This window comes from Halonatronum saccharophilum DSM 13868 (assembly GCF_000517025.1).
Taxonomy (GTDB): domain Bacteria; phylum Bacillota; class Halanaerobiia; order Halobacteroidales; family Halobacteroidaceae; genus Halonatronum; species Halonatronum saccharophilum.
Map to the genome: position 1 here is coordinate 297,334 of NZ_KI912094.1, position 17,122 is coordinate 314,455.

Below are 17,122 nucleotides of genomic sequence, written 5' to 3' on the forward strand. Positions count from 1 at the left end.
ATTATACCATGCATTACCGGAGTAAAGGCCCAAGGTTGATAGATTACCCCTGGTATGGTATTTGGAAAATCTGCATCACGATAACGATTCATAATAACCGCCCCTACAGCTACTTTACCTATAAAAGGCTCTCCCCTTGCCTCGGCATGAATTGTCCTAGCCATTAACCTTAACTTTGGAGATAGACTAAAGAAATCTGGGGTTCCTGCCTCACTCTCTTGAAGATTAACTTCAGGATGAATACTATAAACAAAGAAACCAACACCTACCAAAAGAAAAACCAATAGAAAGATTGCTCCTTTTTTCATTTTTTCCTCCTTATTTCTTAATATTGATTAATCTTATCTTTTGCTATTAATCTCTTTTATATACAAAAGTTTTGAAGTTCTATTTAGATGTAGTTGGTGAATTTTATCAGGGTTGAGATTTATAGTAATAAAGCGTAGCTTTATTACTGGTGATGAGTAATCAGTAATGAGTAATGGGTAAAACCTTAAAAAAACAGAAACCCCTTTGTTACCTAAGACTTATAAGAGGTTTTGAGATTTTGACTTTACTCATTACTCTTCACTCATTACCCATTACTAGTGGCACGAAAGTGACACTTTATTACTACACATCTTAACTTCAATCAAAAAGGGGCGCCTCTTTTCGAGACAACCCCTTCTCTTTAAAACCTATATGAAACTCCTAAAGAAATACCTAAACCGCTAATACCCAGCACCTTATCCTCTTCAATCTCTATCAATGAACCTTTATCATTATCATAACTCTCTAATAGATTGATCTTTGCTTGTTGATAAAAAGCCTTAGTATTTAATGATAACCTTTCGCTGAGATTATGATTAACCTCTTTACCGACCCGATACCCATAGCCCTCACCTATTAATACCTTTTTATTAGAATCTTTCTCTAGCCAAGAATAATCAGCATAATAATCTTCACTATAGCTATAATTTCCTAGCGCTAAATCTAAATTAACATTATTATTCAACCGATAAGCCAATCTCCCATAAGATGAGCTTAAGTTATAATCTGACCTAAAGTCTCTATAACTTTCTTCATCATAATATTCTATAGAATCCCAAGTTGAAATACTTTTCTGATAGCCAAGACCTAAACCAACCCTATTATTTAACCAATAAGTCCCTTCAAAGTAATGTCCTCTACCTTCATTCAACTCTTCTCTAACCCACTTGTCATTGTTAACCTCTCCATCTTCAATATCGGAGTATATAAAGTTATTATATGTAGCCCCGCTATTGAACTCCAACCCCCTTGCATCAACCTGAGAATTTAAACTTAAAATAAGGATAAAAATAAATATTATTAGATACTTCTTCATTAGCTTTACCTTTCCTTTCTAATTTCAATTTCCTGATTATCCCTTTATCTTCTATTAAACATCTCAAGATACAAATAATTATATCAGTTTTCTTATGAAATTTAAACTTCTTTGTTCTATTTTAAAAGAGAAAGTATACGAATTTATTCAAAAATAATCCTTTTGAAGCCGATGGATATTTTAAATCAATATTTGAATATAAACCACTAAAATTAATTACTTAAATAGAATGATTATAGATTTGTCATAATTAATAATGATAAAGGTTCATTTTTTTCTTATGACTATCTTTCATCAATTAGAGTACTAAATATCTTTGAACTTAACTGATGTCTAATTGCTGAAAACTGAGAGCTGATATTTAAGAAATTTCCTTATAGGTATTGACAAGGGATTAAATGACTTGTATAATTAACCCATATAAAACCTTATTACTTATCGGAATACTCGGGATTAATTTCAGATAGCTTCTCCTATCACCTATTATTGGTCAAAAATTTTAATACTGATAGTTTATAGCCAACAGCTAAAATTGGAGGTTTATTATGTTAAAAATAGAAAAAATACAAAAAAGTTTTAAACAAAAGGATGGTTCTAACCTTCAGGTATTAAAGGATATTAATTTGGATATTAAAGAAGGGGAATTCATCTCTTTACTTGGCCCTTCTGGATGTGGTAAGTCTACTCTATTAAATATAATTGCTGGCTTAGAAAATCCAAGCTCTGGGAGTATACTGGTTGAAGGTAATGAGATTTCTGGAGCTGGAAGCGATCGAGGAGTTGTCTTTCAGGATGCAGCACTCTTTCCTTGGCTTAATGTCTTTGATAATGTAGCCTTCTCTCTTAAAGAGAAGGGACTAAAAAAAGATGAGGTTGAAAGGATAGCCATAGATAACATTAAGAAGGTCCATTTAAGTAAGTTTAAAGACTCCTACCCCCATCAATTATCTGGCGGTATGAGACAAAGGGTTGCTATTGCTAGAGCTTTAGCAATGAATCCAAAGATTCTTTTGATGGATGAACCTTTTGGAGCTTTAGATGAACAGACTAGACTTATGCTCCAATATGAGCTACAAAAGATTTGGATGGAGACTAAGAAGACGATTATATTCGTTACACATAATATTAGAGAGGCTGTACAACTATCAGATAAAATAGTAATCTTTGGTACACAGCCTGGTAATGTTAAAGAAACCTTTGAGGTTAAAGCAGCTCGCCCTCGTCAGATGAATAAAGGGTATCTAGTCCACCTTGAAGATAAAATTTTAGATATACTTAAAGAAGAAATTGAAAAAGTAATGAAGGAGGAGATGGGTGATGAGTACAACTTTGAAGAGAGTTCTCTTCCTTGGGATCCTACTCGTGATATGGGAAGTAATATATAGATTAGCAATTTGGCCACAGATTTTATTCCCTTCCCCCTTGCAAGTCTGGGATACACTATATCATGGATTTGTAGGTGGTCGTTTTATAATAGCTTTGCAAAACAGTTTTAGAAGGCTTTTAATTGGTTATGCCATTGCTTTAGGAGTTGGAACCTTTTTAGGTCTACTGATCGCTTCTTCTAAGCTAATAGATGAAACTTTAGGAGCTTTTATCTTAGCTCTACAGAGTATTCCTTCTATAGTTTGGCTACCACTTGCTATTTTATGGTTTAGAATGGGAGAGACTGCCATTATCTTTATTGTTGTTTTAGGTGGTACCTGGAATATGGTAATGAGTGCATCTACAGGAATTAAGAATGTAGATCCAACACTGATTAAAGCAGCTAAGACAATGGGTGTTAAGGGATATAAGTTGTTTTTTAAGGTTATCATTCCCGCTTCTATCCCCCACTTGATTACAGGGATGAGAATATCTTGGGCCTTCTCTTGGCGTGCTTTGATGGCTGGAGAGCTTTTGGGAAGCGGGCAAGGACTTGGTCAGCTTCTAATGTGGGCTCGAGAACTTGGAAATATGAGTATGGTTATATCAATTATGATTATTATAGCTACTTTGGGTTCAGTTACTGATGGGTTAATCTTTAAACCCTTAGAAAATAGAGTTTTAGAGAGATGGGGTTTGAATTCTAATAATTAATTTTAAGGAGGATGATAATAATGAGTAATAAGAAGATTATTTTAGTTTTATTATTAGTAAGTGTTTTGGTGATAAGTGGTTGTGCAGCTGATGAGAGTGCAAGTACTGAAGGTATAGAAGAGATTACTATAGGATACTTCCCTAACTTAAATAATGGTCAAGGATTGGTAGGTGTAGCCGAGGGAATCTTCCAAGAGGAGTTTGGTGATGATGTGAAGGTTAATGTGAAGACCTTCCCTAGAGGTGCAGTATTTATGGATGCCCTTGCTACAGATCAGATTGATATTGGGTATATTGGCCCAGCACCTGCTATCAATAGATTCTTACAAGGTGGAGATGTTAAGATACTAGGAAATGCAAGTATCGGTGGTAATGTAATTGTAACTGCTGGTGATGGTACTATTACTTCTCCAGAGGACTTTAACCATAAGAGAATTGCTACTCCAGGAATCGCATGTAGCCATGACTTGGTTCTACGCCGTTGGATGTGGGATAATGATCTAAGAATGGAGAATCACGGCGGTACTATAGAACATATAATTCAAGATCCTGCTACTATGATCGGTCTATTTGAGCAAGGACAGATAGAGGGAGCTGCAATAGCTGAACCTTGGGCCTCTAGAATGGAAGATGAGATTGGAGCAGAGGTATTTGTTGAGTGGGATGACCTGCCTTGGGAAGGTAGAATGCCTGCTACTGTTATAGCAACTACAAATGAATTCTTCGCTGGAAATGAGGAGGCTGTTAAGACCTTCTTGAGAGCCCATCAAAGGGTTACTGATTATATAAACAATAATCGTCAAGAGAGTCTAGAATTAATGCAATCAGAGATTAAGAGAATTACCGACCAAGAACTTTCTTTGGATATCTTGGATAGATCTTTAAATAGAACTGAATTCACCTCAGTCCTTGATGAAGGCATCATGCAAGAGTTAGCTGAAATCTCCAAGGAGCTAGGTGTAATCAGCGGTGATGTGAGTATCGAAGGGTTAATTGATACAACTTTGTTGGAAGAATTTTTAGATAATAATTAAGATTAATCAAAGAACAAAAATCAAAAGCAAAGATCTTTTGGAACCACTAATTAACACTAATTTTCACTAATCAAAAACCATTAATTAAGATCAATTTTAAAATTTAAGAATTTAATTTCTATCCGTGTGTATTCGTGTTCATTAGTGGTAAAAAAATCTTTTAATTTCTTAATTTTTTATCTACAGTAATACTCAACTAAGAAAGGAGGTCTGTTATGAAGGTTGATAGTATCTTGGATTTAATCGGAAATACACCGATCGTTAAGTTGAATAGAGTAGTTCCTGCTGGTAGCGCAGAGGTTTATGTGAAGTTGGAGTCCTTTAATCCTAGCCGGAGTGTTAAGGCAAGGCCTGCTTATAATATGATTAAGGTGGCTGAAGAAGAAGGAAAACTTAAGCCTGGAGGTACTATTATAGAGCCTACCAGTGGGAATACTGGTATCGGCCTGGCTATGGTGTCTGCTGTTAAAGGATATAAAGCGATACTACTTATGCCAGAGACGGCCTCTAAGGAGAGAATACAATTGATGAGAGCTTATGGTGCCCAGGTAGTCCTTACCCCTAGTGATAAGGGAATGACTGGAACTTTGGAGAAGGCCGAAGAATTATTGGAGGAAACGGAGAACTCCTTTATGCCCAATCAATTTAATAATCCGGCCAACCCTGATGCCCACCGCCCTACTACAGCTAGGGAGATTATCGAGGCCTTCGATGGTGATTTGGATATCTTGGTCTCTACTGCTGGAACTGGAGGAACGGTCTCTGGAACTGGTGAGGAGTTGAAGAAGGCTATAGATGATCTTAAGGTCTATATAGTTGAATCAGAGAACTCCCCTGTTATCTCAGGTGGTGAATCAGGTTCTCATAAAGTACCTGGAACGGGACCAGGTTTCATCCCAGACACCTTAAATCGAGGTATCTATAATCGGGTCTATCGGATTGATGACGAGGATGCTTTGGAGACAGCAAGGAGGTTGGCTGCTTTGGAGGGGATTCTCGTTGGCCCGTCCTCGGGAGCAGCAGTCCATACTGCTATTGAGGCTGCCAAGGAGGTTGGCCCGGGTAAAAAAGTCTTAGCAATTGCTCCTGACACTGGCGAGAGATATTTAAGTACTGGACTGTTTTAAAGATATATTAAAGCTATATAAGAGTTAATTCTCTTCTAATAAAAAGCCCCCCTTAACTGTAGACAGTTAAGGGGGGCTTTTTATTAATCTATTATCTATCCTCTGCTCTTAATCTAATCCCACCATCTTCGACCTTCCATTTCTAAAAGCTCTTTACTCTCCTCCGGGCCAACACTTCCAGCCCTATAATTTGGAAAGTCTCCCTTATTCTCATTCCAATAATCTGCAATCTTATCAATAAAGCGCCAAGCATACTCGACCTCATCCCAACGAGTAAAGAGGGTCTGATCTCCTAAGATGACATTATGAATCAAACGCTCATAGGCCTCTGGTGAGTTGAGCCCTACCTGACAGTTCTGACAAAAGTCCATCTTGACAGGAATAATTTGAGCATCACTACCTGGCTCCTTAGCATTAAACTGTAGATAAACTCCCTCTTCTGGTTGAACCTTGATAACTAAAAGGTTAGGCCTTGGTTCATCCCCCTTCAAGAAGGCTGGATGAAAATCTGATTTAAACTCTATAATAACTTTAGTCACCTTTTCCGGTAGCCTTTTGCCCGTCTTAATATAAAAGGGAACCCCTGACCAGCGAAGATTATCGACTAAGACCTTTAAAGCAGCAAAGGTGTCAGTATTAGAGCTATTATCCACCCTATCTTCATCGCGATAAGAGATAACCTTCTCCCCTCTTATCTCACCCTCTCCATATTGACCTCTAATAGCCCAAGAGTCTACTTCACCATCTTCACCCTCTATCAAGGACTTTAAGATCTTTACCTTCTCATCTCTTATATCCTTAGTCTCCATCTGTGCCGGTGGCTCCATAGCAATCAAAGATAGTATCTGAAACATATGGTTTTGGACCATATCCTTGAGTGCTCCAGCTTTCTCATAATATCTACCTCTATCCTTAACTCCATAGGGCTCTGTAGAGATTATCTGAACATTATCAATGTAACGGTTATTCCAAATTGGCTCAAAGAGAAGGTTAGCAAAGCGGATAACCAAGATACTCTGCAGCATCTCTTTACCCAAATAATGATCTATTCGATAGATATTTTCTTCAGAAAAGACCTGTGTAATCCTTTTATTTAACCTCTTTGCCGACTCTAAATCATGACCAAAAGGCTTCTCAATCACCAACCTTCTCCACCCCTTGCCAGAAGAAGTAGCCAGATCATACTCATCTAGCTTGTCAACTATTAGATCAAAGAAGTTAGGGGCGACTGCCAAGTAAAATATTCTATCACCTTCACCTTTATCATCAATTTTATTTAAATAGTCTTTCAAATCTTCATAGGTTCTACTCTCTTTAAAATCAGCTTTTATATAGTCAACCCTTTGCTTTAACTTATCCCATACATCTTCCTTAACCTTCCCACTTAACGCTTCTTCCAAAGATGAATAAAGGGAGTTTAGATACTCCTCTCTATTCTCACTCCTTCTTCCAATACCTATTACAGAGAAATCCTCTCCTGACAAATCTCGGTCTAAAAGATTATAAAAAGCAGGGATCAGCTTACGATGGGCCAAATCCCCTGTACCTCCAAAGATAATAAATTGAAAATTATTTCCTTTCTTTAAGTCACTTTTTCTCAACAGCATGATTGCCAAACTCCCCTCTTAGAGCTGCTACCACCTTACCTGAAAAGGTATCCTCCTGCTTAGATCGATATCTCATAAAGAGAGAATTTGCAATTATAGGTATTGGCACTTCTAACTTAAGAGCCTCTTCTACAGTCCATAGCCCCTCACCTGAGTGGTCCATTACCCCCTTAATATCATCTAATTTAGGATCCTTAGAGAAAGCACTCTCTGTCAACTCCATCAACCAACTCCTAATTACCGAACCATGATTCCAAACCCTAGCAATTTCTTTATAATCCAGATCAAAGTCACTCTTCTCTAAGACCTCAAAACCTTCACCTATAGCTTGGAGTACCCCATATTCAATACCATTATGAACCATCTTAACAAAGTGACCACTGCCTGTTGGCCCTGTATGAAGGTACCCCCTCTCCACATTCACATCCTTAAAGACTGGCTCTAACTTAGCAAAGACCTCATCTTCTGCTCCAATCATCATACAAGCCCCATTGCGTGCACCCTCAACACCACCACTTGTACCAGCATCGACTAAGTGAATTCCTTTGTCACTTAAGAACTGATTTCTTCTTAATGTATTAGTATATTTAGAATTACCACCATCTATTATAATATCTCCTTCATCTACAAGGTCAGATAATTGATTGATTATATCCTCAACTACATCACCAGCAGGAAGCATCACCCACAGAACCCTTTGGGACGATAACTTTCCTACTAATTCCTCCAAAGAAGTTGCACCTTCTGCTCCCTTTTTCTCCAACTCCTTAACCTTCTCTACGCTTCTATTATAACCTACCACCTTATGTCCATTGTCCATTAAATTCAAAGCCAAATTAATACCCATCCGACCCAAACCTACGATTCCTATCTCCATCTTAACCTCTCCTTTCCTCTTAATAGTCTATTACTATCCTAAAGAACTTATCCCTATTAATTATACTGGTTTAATTTAACAATTCTCCATTGATAATAAAAATCCTTCTTAATAACACCAATAAGTAATTTGTAACATTTTCTTCTCCATTGCATAATATATATTGAAATCAAAAGAAGGGGGGGAGTAATAATGGGCGCACCTGGAAAACCTGGAGTTGGCGTTGGAACTGGTTATGAGTTTATCTTATTCTTAATCCTAATCCTACTTTTATTAGGAGTTTACTAATTTGAAACTTTCACAAACTATATCATAAAGGATAAGAAGCAATACCTTTAAAAGGCTTAAGGTGTTCTGTACCCTAAGCCTTCTTTTTATTCTTTATAGTTAATATTATAGAGACTCTTTTTTATTTTTTACTTAGCATTCAACCCTGCCATATTTAATAAATTCCAAGGTTTATTAAAATAAGGTTGGAAAAAGAAATCTACCAGGGCCAACTGATCTATAGTCATCTTATTTTGAATAACCACCGACATTGTATTGATAAATTGAGTTAGTTCTGCCTTTGAAATTATCTGAGCTCCCAATATAACTCTAGACTCCTTATGATATACAACCTTCAAGTGGGCCTCTTCATACTTTGGCATAAACTCAGGGCGATAATTATCCTTTACTGTTACTGTCTTAACATCTATACCTTCTTCTTTGGCTGTGATCTCAGTCAATCCTGTAGCAGCTATATTGTAACGATATATTTTTATTCCCGAAGTTCCTTGGGTTCCAGGGTATTCAATCTTAGGTTCAACTAGGTTTTGAGCTACTAACCTCCCCATCCGAATTGCATTAGTAGCTAGAGGAATATACTTATGCCCTTCTGTTGGATTATATTTAACTGCACAGCAATCACCTGCTGCATATACCCAATCCTTACTAGTTCTCATATATTCATCTACTACAATTGCTCCATTATCTAATAGATCGATCTGACCTTTAAGCAATTCAGTGTTTGGGTTGAACCCTATACAAAGAATCACCAAATCACTCTTATACTCTCCTTTATCTGTTATAACTTTAGAAAGCTTTCCATTGTCACCTTTAAAACGAGTTACCCTTTCTCCCAAAGCCAAAATTATACCCTTCTCTGTTAGATCTTCTTCTGCTGGATCGGTAAACTCCTTATCAAGATACTTACTTAATATTCTATTCTCCATATCTATTAAAGTAACTTCCTTCCCATTTCTTTGAAAAGACTCTACAAGCTCTACCCCTATATATCCCGCTCCTACTACTGTTATCTTTTGAGATCTATCTGCTTTCTTAATTATATCATTAGCATGGGCAAAATTCTTTGATAATATTACATTTTCTAAATCTATCCCCTCTATTGGAGGAATTACCGGCCAAGATCCTGTCGTTACTATTAACTTATCAAATTTATCTTCAAACTCTTTACCCTTCTCCATATCTCTAACCTTAAGCTTCTTGCCTTCTACATCTATTTCTAGGACATTATGGAGCATATTAGTCTTTACACCTAAGTTAGATAGTTCCTCAGGTGATGAATAAAATAGGCCACCAGTATCCTCTACTACTCCACCTACATACAAGGCTATCCCACAAGATAAAAAGGATATATTATCATTTCTTTCATAAACGGTTATCTGGGCTTCTGGGTGCATTTGAGCTATATTTACTATTGCTGATGTTCCTGCATGAGTACATCCAATAACGGCTACTTTCATCAATTTTCCTCCTTATTGGCTAGTCAATTAAATTTTTAGTAATCTTGGCTATATGCTCACCTTGGAATCTGACTCTTTTAGATCTTCTAAGGTACACTCTAATATATAAGAAAAGGTCTTTGGAATCTATAAGGCACCTATCTTTTTTAATCTATCCTCTGGAAGGGTCTCTTTAATTCTACGCAGAACTGCCTTGACCCCTCTATCTTTTCTACAACTTCTACTACTGCCTCAACCATCTTATATGTATGTCCATATGTTGAATAAAAAGGAATCAATATCTTCATTTAACTTACCTCCTTTTTTATAGTAGTATTACTATGCTTAAGCTATGCTAATCTCTAAGAAATTATTCAAAATCTAAACTTACTAGTAATTAAGTGGCACTTTCATGCCACTAGTAATGGGTAATGAGTGAAGAGTAATGAGTAAAGTCAAAATCTCAAAACCTCTTATAAGTCTTAGGTAACAAAGGGGTTTCTGTTTTTTTAAGGTTTTACCCATTACTCATCACTAGTAATAAAGCTCCGCTTTATTACTATAATCCCTAACTGGCAGACCGTTGACACTACTAGCAATTTACTGTATCATTTATTATAATGGATTTTTTTAATACTCTAGAAAGGAGATAACTTTATGGAAACAGCTTTAGAATTATTTATTGTATTCTTTAGAATCGGAGCCTTTACTTTTGGTGGAGGATATGCTATGCTGCCGATTATTCAAAGGGAGATAGTTAAAGAACGAGGATGGGCCAACGCCCAAGAAATAATGAACTATTATGCCATAAGCCAATGTACACCGGGGATTATTTCTATAAATACAGCTACCTTGATCGGTTATAAGATCAATGGAATCAAAGGTGCCCTGGCTTCAACAGCAGGAATGCTATTACCTTCTTTAATAATAATCACTACAATAGCCGCATTCTTTCAGATATTTTTTGATTATCCACTAATACAATATGCCTTTAATGGTATCAAGATTGGTGTGATAGCTTTAATCATAAATATAGTTATAAAGATGTGGAAACAATCTGTCGATAATTGGATAGGAGTTTTCCTGTTTTGGATATCCTTTCTCCTCCTTACCCTACTTAGGCTATCCCCAATTATAGTAATAATCAATGCAGCAATTATAGGAATCTTATTCCAATCAAAAAGGCTATCTAATAAAAAAATTCAAGATGAAGGTGATGGTGAGAAATGATATATATTAGACTCTACTTTGAGTTCTTTAAAATAGGCCTCTTTTCTATAGGTGGTGGTCTTGCTACCCTACCATTTGTCCAACAACTTATAGAAAGGTATGGTTGGATTACAAATGAAGATCTTCTTAATATGATAGCTATATCTGAATCAACCCCAGGTCCTATAGGTATCAATGTCGCTACTTTTGTAGGTTATAATACTGCTGGTACTTTAGGAGGAATTATTGCTACAATAGGGTTGGTAACTCCATCAGTAATTATAATTCTCCTAGTTGCTCATTACTTTATCAAATTCAATCAACATCCTCTAGTCCAAGGCGGTTTGAGTGGAATCAGACCGGCAGTAGCAGGTCTAATCGCTTTTGTCGCCTTTGAGTTGGGAAAAGAAGAGTTATTCCTTTCTTCTAACAATATTCAAGATATATTGAGAGAAATTAATTTTCAAGCAGTAATATTGTTGGCTATACTTCTTTACCTTATCAATAGATATAAAAAGCACCCCATACTATATCTAGTAGGGGCTGGAATTGCAGGGGTTATATTCAAATATTAGCTGTGAGCTAAAAATCTTGGCTCATAGCTAATTATCCGTCATCATCATTTCTTACTTGGGTATGAAAGAGATCCTCCTCTTTATTATCACCCACCTTAATTTCATTAACTACTTCTGTTACACCACGGGCTTTAGAAGCAGTCTTAGTTGCTATTTTTTTTAATTCTTTACTCTCTACATTTCCCATTAAATGAGCTACACCTTTTATGCTCTTAACTCCGACCTTTCCTTTTAGTTTAGGATCCATAGCTAACTCTTCACCGACCTCCATCTGGACATCCTCATCATCAATTGCTCCATCTGTACTGATACTGATAGCCAAGTCAATCTCCTTACCACCAGCTGCATCCTCAAGAATTCTTTGGGCATGCTTCTTTTCACTTAAACTATCTACTATCCCTGTCACTCTTACATAATCAGAATCTTCATCTACTTTTAGGCGTAAGGTCTTAGATTTTTATCGCTTTCAATTATCTCTTGGAGATTATTATCCTTAGCCATTACTTCTCCTCCTTTTAATTCATTATACAACCTATAATTAGTATTAGAAGGTTTGCAGATAATTATACTTTGAAATTATAGCTACATGTTTTTTGATACTTAAGTCTTTAGCTAATCATACTATATTAACTTTTTTTATACATAATAATAAAGCCAATAATAAAAAAACACACTGTGAGAGTGAACTCTCACAGTGTGTCTTTTTAGTTAAATCTTATAATGGCTACAAGTATCCATTTTATAGCCCAATTAATGGTAACTGGGTGGTATTATCTAATATAAAGTGATTTTTGATTTTTATCAAAATCATTTAATCCCTTATGAAATTACAAATTTTCTGATACAAACTAATATCTTAAAAATATATGGTGCCGAGAGTGGGACTCGAACCCACACGGACAATTGTCCATAGCGCCCTCAACACTACGCGTCTGCCAGTTCCGCCACCTCGGCATTTCTTCTATAATTATAACATATAAATCTTAAAAGTCAACGGGTTATTAGTAGTTAGTTTCTAACTACTACACTACCAATTCTCCTGGAAATACTAGTTGAATACTATTAGCATCAAAGTAATAGTTCTCAATACCTATTGGCATCTTATCTATTAGTATTACACGTTGGCTCTTTACTATTGGATCGCTATCTTGTAATGATAACTGAGAAGAGATTATCGGATTACCCCTCTCTACTTGTACTACATTATTTCTAAACTTAAACCCTTCGATCCCCTTATTACCAAACAATTCATACAGAGATTCTAAATCAGCTATCCTCTCTTCATTAATGTCAGAACTTAAATAAGTGATAATCTCTTGTATGCTATAAGGTGCTCCATCAACAAATTTGGTCTGAACTATCTTATATAATTCCTCTTTTGGGTTTCTTTTAACCAACTCTCTAAACTGCAGGTTATCAACCCTTTTCAAGTTAATCTTACCTACATTTATTTCACCCTTATCCTTTAGCAACTTTACCGTTGCCTTTTGTAAGTTAGCCCCTTTTACTGCTAAACGCTCTTCCATATTTCTTGCATACTTCTCCCTTAGATCCATTAATGATATGTTAGCTTCGGATAAGATTGTTCTTACATACCTAGGTGTAGTCTCAACATTCTCAGCTATGTCACTTATCTTGAGAAAAGGATCATGACGAGCAAAATTAATAATCTGTTCTTTTTTAGTCAATTCTTCTAACTTCATCTTTTTTCCCTCCATATTAATATCTTTATATGGAGTATTATCCCTAACCTATGCTATTTTATGTATGAGAATTTGAAATTTTTTCTTTATAGTAATAAAGCGTAGCTTTATTACTGGTGATGAGTAATCAGTAATGAGTAATGGGTAAAACCTTAAAACCTCAGACCCCATCCCCTAACCCCTTATCTAAGGAGAAGGGGAACTACTTTCCCCCTCTCTTCAGAGGAGGAGAGGCTGGTTTTGCACGGAGTGGTCGATAGACCCGAAGGGGGTGAGGTGTGAGTTCTTGACTTTACTCATTACTCTTCACTCATTACCCATTACTAGTGGCACGAAAGTGACACTTTATTACTATAACGCAAAAAGAAGCAGCTAAAAAGCTACTTCTTTTTAAATATATATTTTATTGATGATTTGGATGTAACCATACATCTGTATATGGTAAAATTCCCGTTCCTACAACAGTATAATTATTAACAAATGGCTTAACTAAACCGACTCTAGCATAGTGATAAACTGGAATCCATGGTGCATCATCAACGATAATACTTTCAATCTCTTGATATAACTCAATACGCTCTTGGCCTGGTTCCATACCTCGAGCCCTATCTAACATCTGATCAACCTCTGGGTTTCTATAAAATGCATCATTTCCTGCTCCACCAACATTATCAGAGTGGAATAGAGGATATAAGAAGTAATCAGCATCAGCATAAGCAGCAATCCATGCCATTCTAAACATTTCTGTGTCACCACTATCTGTCTTTTCAATATAAGTTCCCCACTCCATATTGATCAATTCAACATCTACACCGATACTCTTTAGATTCCTTTGTAATGCTTCTGCTATGCTCTGGTGAGAATCACCAGTATTATAAGCAAGTTCATAAGTTCCTGGTAACCCATCTGGATATCCCGCTTCTGCTAATAGCTCCTTAGCTTTATCTACATCAAAGCCATAACCTTCAATCTCTTCATTGTATCCAGGCATTCCTGGTGGCAAGATACCACTTGCAGGTTCTACCGTACCATTCATTAAAACATCTGCAATTGTATCTCTATTTAAAGCATAATTAATAGCTTGTCTTACTTTCTTATTATCAAAAGGTTCTACTTCATTATTAAATCCAAAGTAATATGTCCCTAATAAAGGTACATTAATTAATTCGTCTACAAATTCATCTGCATTTAATACTCTTTGCATCTGTCCATCTGGAATATCTCCATCAGCCATCTCATAGATATTACCTTGCTCATACTCAGCAAAGGCTGGTGATGATTCAGAAATTATTCTAAAGACAATTTCATCTAAGTAAGGTCTACCTTCTATATAGTAATCTTCATACTTTTCTAATACCAACTGATGGTCATTTCTCCAACTTGTAAATTTAAATGGTCCAGCACCTACTGGATTTCTAGTGAAATCATCTCCATACTCCTTAACTGCTTCTGGTGATACTATTGAAGCAACCTCCATTGTCAACACTGATAAGAATGGAGTAAAGGGCTCAGCAAGGGTAATCTCTACTGTATAATCATCTAAGGCCTTAAGCCCACTTACAGCATCTACTTCTCCACTTTGGAAAGCTTGAGCTCCTTCTACTCTATCAAATAACCAAGCTCTTGGTGATTGGGTCTTTGGATCTAATATTCTACTAAAAGTAAATACTACATCATCTGCAGTTAAATGATTCCCATCATGAAAATATACATTATCTTTTAAGTAAAATGTCCAAGTTAGTGCATCATCACTGATATCCCAATCTTTAGCAATTGCAGGCACTACATTTAATTCCTCATCATATCTTACCAAACCATCAAAAATATTTCCTATAGCCTTGGTAGATGTAGTGTCTGTAGCATGGGCTGGGTCTAGGGTAGGAGGATCTGAACTTAACCTACCTTGAAATGTTCCACCATATCTTTGCTCTTCAGTTACTTCTTCTAATCCCACATTCTCTTGTGCAGATTCACAACCTACAAGTAAGGCAAATACTAATAGCAATGATACTGTAAAAATAATTCTCTTCTTTAACATAAAAAACCTCCTGAAATATATTTTTATTTAATTGAGCATAAAAAGAGTAGAATTATTAGCTAAGATAATTTAAATTACCTTAGCTAACTATTCTACTCTCTACTCTACTAATATTTACTTGTTATTATATTTTCATTTAACCAATTTATTTATTGGTAATCTGGATGTAACCAGACATCTGTCAATCTAGCTTCTTCTCCACGGGCAGTTACATCAAAATCATTAACGAAAGGCTTTAACAATACCAAGTTAGAATAATGATAGATAGGTATCCAAGGCGCATCATCTACAAGTCTTCTATTAATCTGCGCATATAACTCTTCTCTCTCTTCTCCTGGAAGCATACCTCTACCCTTATCTAACATCTCATCAATCTCTGGAACATCATAATAAGGACTATTAGTTCCTCCTATATTAATAGAATGAAAGTTATTATACAAGAAATTATCAGGGTCTGGATAACTAGCAACCCAACCCAACCTAAACATCTCAGAATCTCCACTTTCTATCTTCTCTAAATAGGTACCCCATTCTAAATTCAATAGCTCTACATCAACACCAATCCCTCTTAAACTAGCTTGCAATGCTTCTGCAACATTTTGATGTGCATCACTAGTATTATAAGCTAATTCATAAGTTCCTGGCAATCCATCTGGATAACCTGCTTCTGCTAATAAATCTTTTGCCTTTTCAGGATTATAACTATAACCTTCCAAGTCATCTTCATATCCAACCATTCCTGGAGGCAATACACCAGTAGCTGGTTTTACTGTTCCATTCATTATTACATCAACAATGGTATCTCTATTCACAGCATAATTAATAGCTTGGCGTACCTTCTTATTATCGAAAGGTTTTGATGTCACATTAAACCCAAAATAATAAGTTCCTAACCTTGGCTCTAAGATTAATTCTTCAATGAATTCATCAGAGTGTACTACACGCTGCATTTCACCATCAGGAATATCTCCATCAACAATCTCATATATATTACCTTGCTCATACTCTGCAAAAGCTGCAGCAGATTCTGAAACTACTCTAAAGACGATCTTATCTAAATAAGGGCGCCCCTCTATATGATAATTTTGATTCTTCTCTAATACAATTTGATGATCACTTTGCCAATCTATAAATTCAAAAGGACCTGTCCCGACTGGATTTTGTGCAAAATTGTCACCATAGGTTTCAACAGCCTCTTGCGAAACAATTGATCCACTAGCTACTGCTAATATAGATAAAAATGGTGTGAAAGGCTCTTCTAATGTAATTTCTAAAGTATAATCATCTAGAGCTTTTAACCCGGGTACATAATCAATCTTTCCTTCACGAAAATCTTCTGCCCCTTCTATCCTCACATAATAACCAGAACGCTGAGATTGTGTCTTTGGATCTAAAATTCTAGTATAAGTGTAAACAGCATCTTCAGCAGTAAAATGATTTCCATCATGGAAATAAACATCATCTCTTAAATCAAAAGTCCAAACTAATCCATCATCACTTATATCCCAATCTGTAGCAAGACCAGGAACAATCTCTGAATCCCCTTCAAACTCTACTAATCGATCAAAGATATTTTCAATTACCCTAGACGATGTACTATCTGTAGAACGAGCAGGATCTAAAGTAGGTGCATCAGAAGCTAATCTAGCATAATACGTTCCACCATACCTATCTCCCTCACTTACCTCTCTTAAATCTTCACTTTGATCTTGAGCTCCACAACCAACCAAAACCACTAAAGCTAAAACTAAAGTCAAAACACTTAAAATACTTCTTTTTCTTAACATAACTTCTACTTCCTCCT

16 protein-coding genes, 1 tRNA gene and 1 pseudogene are annotated in these 17,122 nt (G+C 36.0%); 6 read left to right on the forward strand and 12 right to left on the reverse strand.

The window, feature by feature from the left end; translation table 11 throughout:
* On the reverse strand, positions 1 to 308 hold a 308-nt coding region (locus HALSAC_RS15095), incomplete at its 3' end, for a cell wall hydrolase (RefSeq protein ID WP_211231305.1).
* A gap of 362 nt (positions 309 to 670) precedes the next feature.
* Positions 671 to 1,273, reverse strand: coding sequence for a TonB-dependent receptor (locus HALSAC_RS0104975; protein ID WP_169730083.1), 603 nt, complete (start codon positions 1,271 to 1,273; stop codon positions 671 to 673).
* A gap of 617 nt (positions 1,274 to 1,890) precedes the next feature.
* Between HALSAC_RS0104975 and HALSAC_RS0104980 the strand changes: the two genes are divergently transcribed.
* The 4 genes from HALSAC_RS0104980 to cysK all read left to right on the forward strand — a co-directional run bounded on the left by HALSAC_RS0104980 (position 1,891) and on the right by cysK (position 5,585).
* Positions 1,891 to 2,730: an ABC transporter ATP-binding protein gene (locus tag HALSAC_RS0104980; RefSeq protein ID WP_035571303.1), complete on the forward strand. Its 840-nt coding sequence runs from the start codon at positions 1,891 to 1,893 to the stop codon at positions 2,728 to 2,730.
* Entirely contained in the window at positions 2,663 to 3,424 is a 762-nt protein-coding gene (locus tag HALSAC_RS0104985) for an ABC transporter permease (RefSeq protein WP_027339329.1), read from the forward strand. Before HALSAC_RS0104980 ends, HALSAC_RS0104985 begins: the two co-directional genes overlap by 68 nt.
* A gap of 20 nt (positions 3,425 to 3,444) precedes the next feature.
* Positions 3,445 to 4,458, forward strand: a complete 1,014-nt coding sequence (locus tag HALSAC_RS0104990) for an aliphatic sulfonate ABC transporter substrate-binding protein (RefSeq protein ID WP_027339330.1) — start codon at positions 3,445 to 3,447, stop codon at positions 4,456 to 4,458.
* A gap of 215 nt (positions 4,459 to 4,673) precedes the next feature.
* Complete coding sequence (cysK, locus tag HALSAC_RS0104995; protein ID WP_027339331.1) at positions 4,674 to 5,585, forward strand: cysteine synthase A; 912 nt, start codon at positions 4,674 to 4,676, stop codon at positions 5,583 to 5,585.
* A 113-nt stretch (positions 5,586 to 5,698) separates the two neighbouring features.
* On the opposite strand, the gene zwf is transcribed toward cysK, so the two are convergent.
* The 4 genes from zwf to HALSAC_RS17030 all read right to left on the reverse strand — a co-directional run bounded on the left by zwf (position 5,699) and on the right by HALSAC_RS17030 (position 10,101).
* Positions 5,699 to 7,192: a glucose-6-phosphate dehydrogenase gene (zwf, locus tag HALSAC_RS0105000; protein ID WP_051412086.1), complete on the reverse strand. Its 1,494-nt coding sequence runs from the start codon at positions 7,190 to 7,192 to the stop codon at positions 5,699 to 5,701.
* Entirely contained in the window at positions 7,173 to 8,069 is an 897-nt protein-coding gene (gene gnd / locus HALSAC_RS0105005) for a phosphogluconate dehydrogenase (NAD(+)-dependent, decarboxylating) (protein WP_027339333.1), read from the reverse strand. The genes zwf and gnd overlap by 20 nt, the downstream gene beginning before the upstream one ends.
* A gap of 416 nt (positions 8,070 to 8,485) precedes the next feature.
* Positions 8,486 to 9,814 carry an FAD-dependent oxidoreductase gene (locus HALSAC_RS0105015; RefSeq protein WP_027339334.1) on the reverse strand — a complete coding sequence of 443 codons (1,329 nt, stop codon included), beginning with the start codon at positions 9,812 to 9,814 and terminating at the stop codon, positions 8,486 to 8,488.
* 146 nt (positions 9,815 to 9,960) lie between these two features.
* Entirely contained in the window at positions 9,961 to 10,101 is a 141-nt protein-coding gene (locus HALSAC_RS17030) for a hypothetical protein (protein ID WP_156924142.1), read from the reverse strand.
* Positions 10,102 to 10,450: 349 nt separating this feature from the next.
* Here HALSAC_RS17030 and HALSAC_RS0105025 point away from each other — a divergent pair, with 349 nt between their 5' ends.
* Positions 10,451 to 11,023 carry a chromate transporter gene (locus HALSAC_RS0105025; protein WP_027339335.1) on the forward strand — a complete coding sequence of 191 codons (573 nt, stop codon included), beginning with the start codon at positions 10,451 to 10,453 and terminating at the stop codon, positions 11,021 to 11,023.
* A complete protein-coding gene (locus HALSAC_RS0105030; protein WP_027339336.1) occupies positions 11,020 to 11,577 on the forward strand; it encodes a chromate transporter in 558 nt (185 codons plus the stop codon). Before HALSAC_RS0105025 ends, HALSAC_RS0105030 begins: the two co-directional genes overlap by 4 nt.
* A 31-nt stretch (positions 11,578 to 11,608) precedes the next feature.
* Here HALSAC_RS0105030 and HALSAC_RS15105 read toward each other — a convergent pair whose 3' ends face one another.
* The 6 genes and pseudogenes from HALSAC_RS15105 to HALSAC_RS0105060 form a co-directional block, all read right to left on the reverse strand.
* The gene (locus HALSAC_RS15105) at positions 11,609 to 11,899 is read right to left on the reverse strand and encodes a BON domain-containing protein (RefSeq protein WP_425402504.1); all 291 of its coding nucleotides are present in this window, start codon (positions 11,897 to 11,899) and stop codon (positions 11,609 to 11,611) included.
* A pseudogene (locus HALSAC_RS17800) lies at positions 11,900 to 12,010 on the reverse strand (hypothetical protein); the annotation flags it as partial. It lies immediately after the preceding gene.
* A 434-nt stretch (positions 12,011 to 12,444) separates the two neighbouring features.
* Positions 12,445 to 12,531 (reverse strand) — tRNA-Leu (locus HALSAC_RS0105040).
* 68 nt (positions 12,532 to 12,599) lie between these two features.
* Entirely contained in the window at positions 12,600 to 13,280 is a 681-nt protein-coding gene (locus HALSAC_RS0105045) for a hypothetical protein (protein WP_027339337.1), read from the reverse strand.
* A 403-nt stretch (positions 13,281 to 13,683) separates the two neighbouring features.
* Complete coding sequence (locus tag HALSAC_RS0105055; RefSeq protein ID WP_027339338.1) at positions 13,684 to 15,318, reverse strand: ABC transporter substrate-binding protein; 1,635 nt, start codon at positions 15,316 to 15,318, stop codon at positions 13,684 to 13,686.
* 149 nt (positions 15,319 to 15,467) lie between these two features.
* Positions 15,468 to 17,105 (reverse strand): ABC transporter substrate-binding protein, encoded by a 1,638-nt coding sequence (locus HALSAC_RS0105060; RefSeq protein WP_027339339.1) that lies wholly within the window; start codon positions 17,103 to 17,105, stop codon positions 15,468 to 15,470.
* Between the last annotated feature and the right edge of the window lie 17 nt (positions 17,106 to 17,122).

Excerpts from the sequence above, each read along its gene's own strand:
- HALSAC_RS0104980 (WP_035571303.1), top strand. The coding sequence starts at position 1,891 with ATGTTAAAAATAGAAAAAATACAAAAAAGTTTTAAACAAAAGGATGGT.
- HALSAC_RS0105015 (WP_027339334.1), bottom strand. The coding sequence starts at position 9,814 with ATGAAAGTAGCCGTTATTGGATGTACTCATGCAGGAACATCAGCAATA.
- HALSAC_RS0105030 (WP_027339336.1), top strand. The coding sequence starts at position 11,020 with ATGATATATATTAGACTCTACTTTGAGTTCTTTAAAATAGGCCTCTTT.
- HALSAC_RS0104990 (WP_027339330.1), top strand. The coding sequence starts at position 3,445 with ATGAGTAATAAGAAGATTATTTTAGTTTTATTATTAGTAAGTGTTTTG.
- cysK (WP_027339331.1), top strand. The coding sequence starts at position 4,674 with ATGAAGGTTGATAGTATCTTGGATTTAATCGGAAATACACCGATCGTT.
- HALSAC_RS17030 (WP_156924142.1), bottom strand. The coding sequence starts at position 10,101 with ATGAAGATATTGATTCCTTTTTATTCAACATATGGACATACATATAAG.
- HALSAC_RS0105060 (WP_027339339.1), bottom strand. The coding sequence starts at position 17,105 with ATGTTAAGAAAAAGAAGTATTTTAAGTGTTTTGACTTTAGTTTTAGCT.
- HALSAC_RS0105045 (WP_027339337.1), bottom strand. The coding sequence starts at position 13,280 with ATGAAGTTAGAAGAATTGACTAAAAAAGAACAGATTATTAATTTTGCT.
- HALSAC_RS0105055 (WP_027339338.1), bottom strand. The coding sequence starts at position 15,318 with ATGTTAAAGAAGAGAATTATTTTTACAGTATCATTGCTATTAGTATTT.
- gnd (WP_027339333.1), bottom strand. The coding sequence starts at position 8,069 with ATGGAGATAGGAATCGTAGGTTTGGGTCGGATGGGTATTAATTTGGCT.
- zwf (WP_051412086.1), bottom strand. The coding sequence starts at position 7,192 with ATGCTGTTGAGAAAAAGTGACTTAAAGAAAGGAAATAATTTTCAATTT.
- HALSAC_RS0104985 (WP_027339329.1), top strand. The coding sequence starts at position 2,663 with ATGAGTACAACTTTGAAGAGAGTTCTCTTCCTTGGGATCCTACTCGTG.
- HALSAC_RS0105025 (WP_027339335.1), top strand. The coding sequence starts at position 10,451 with ATGGAAACAGCTTTAGAATTATTTATTGTATTCTTTAGAATCGGAGCC.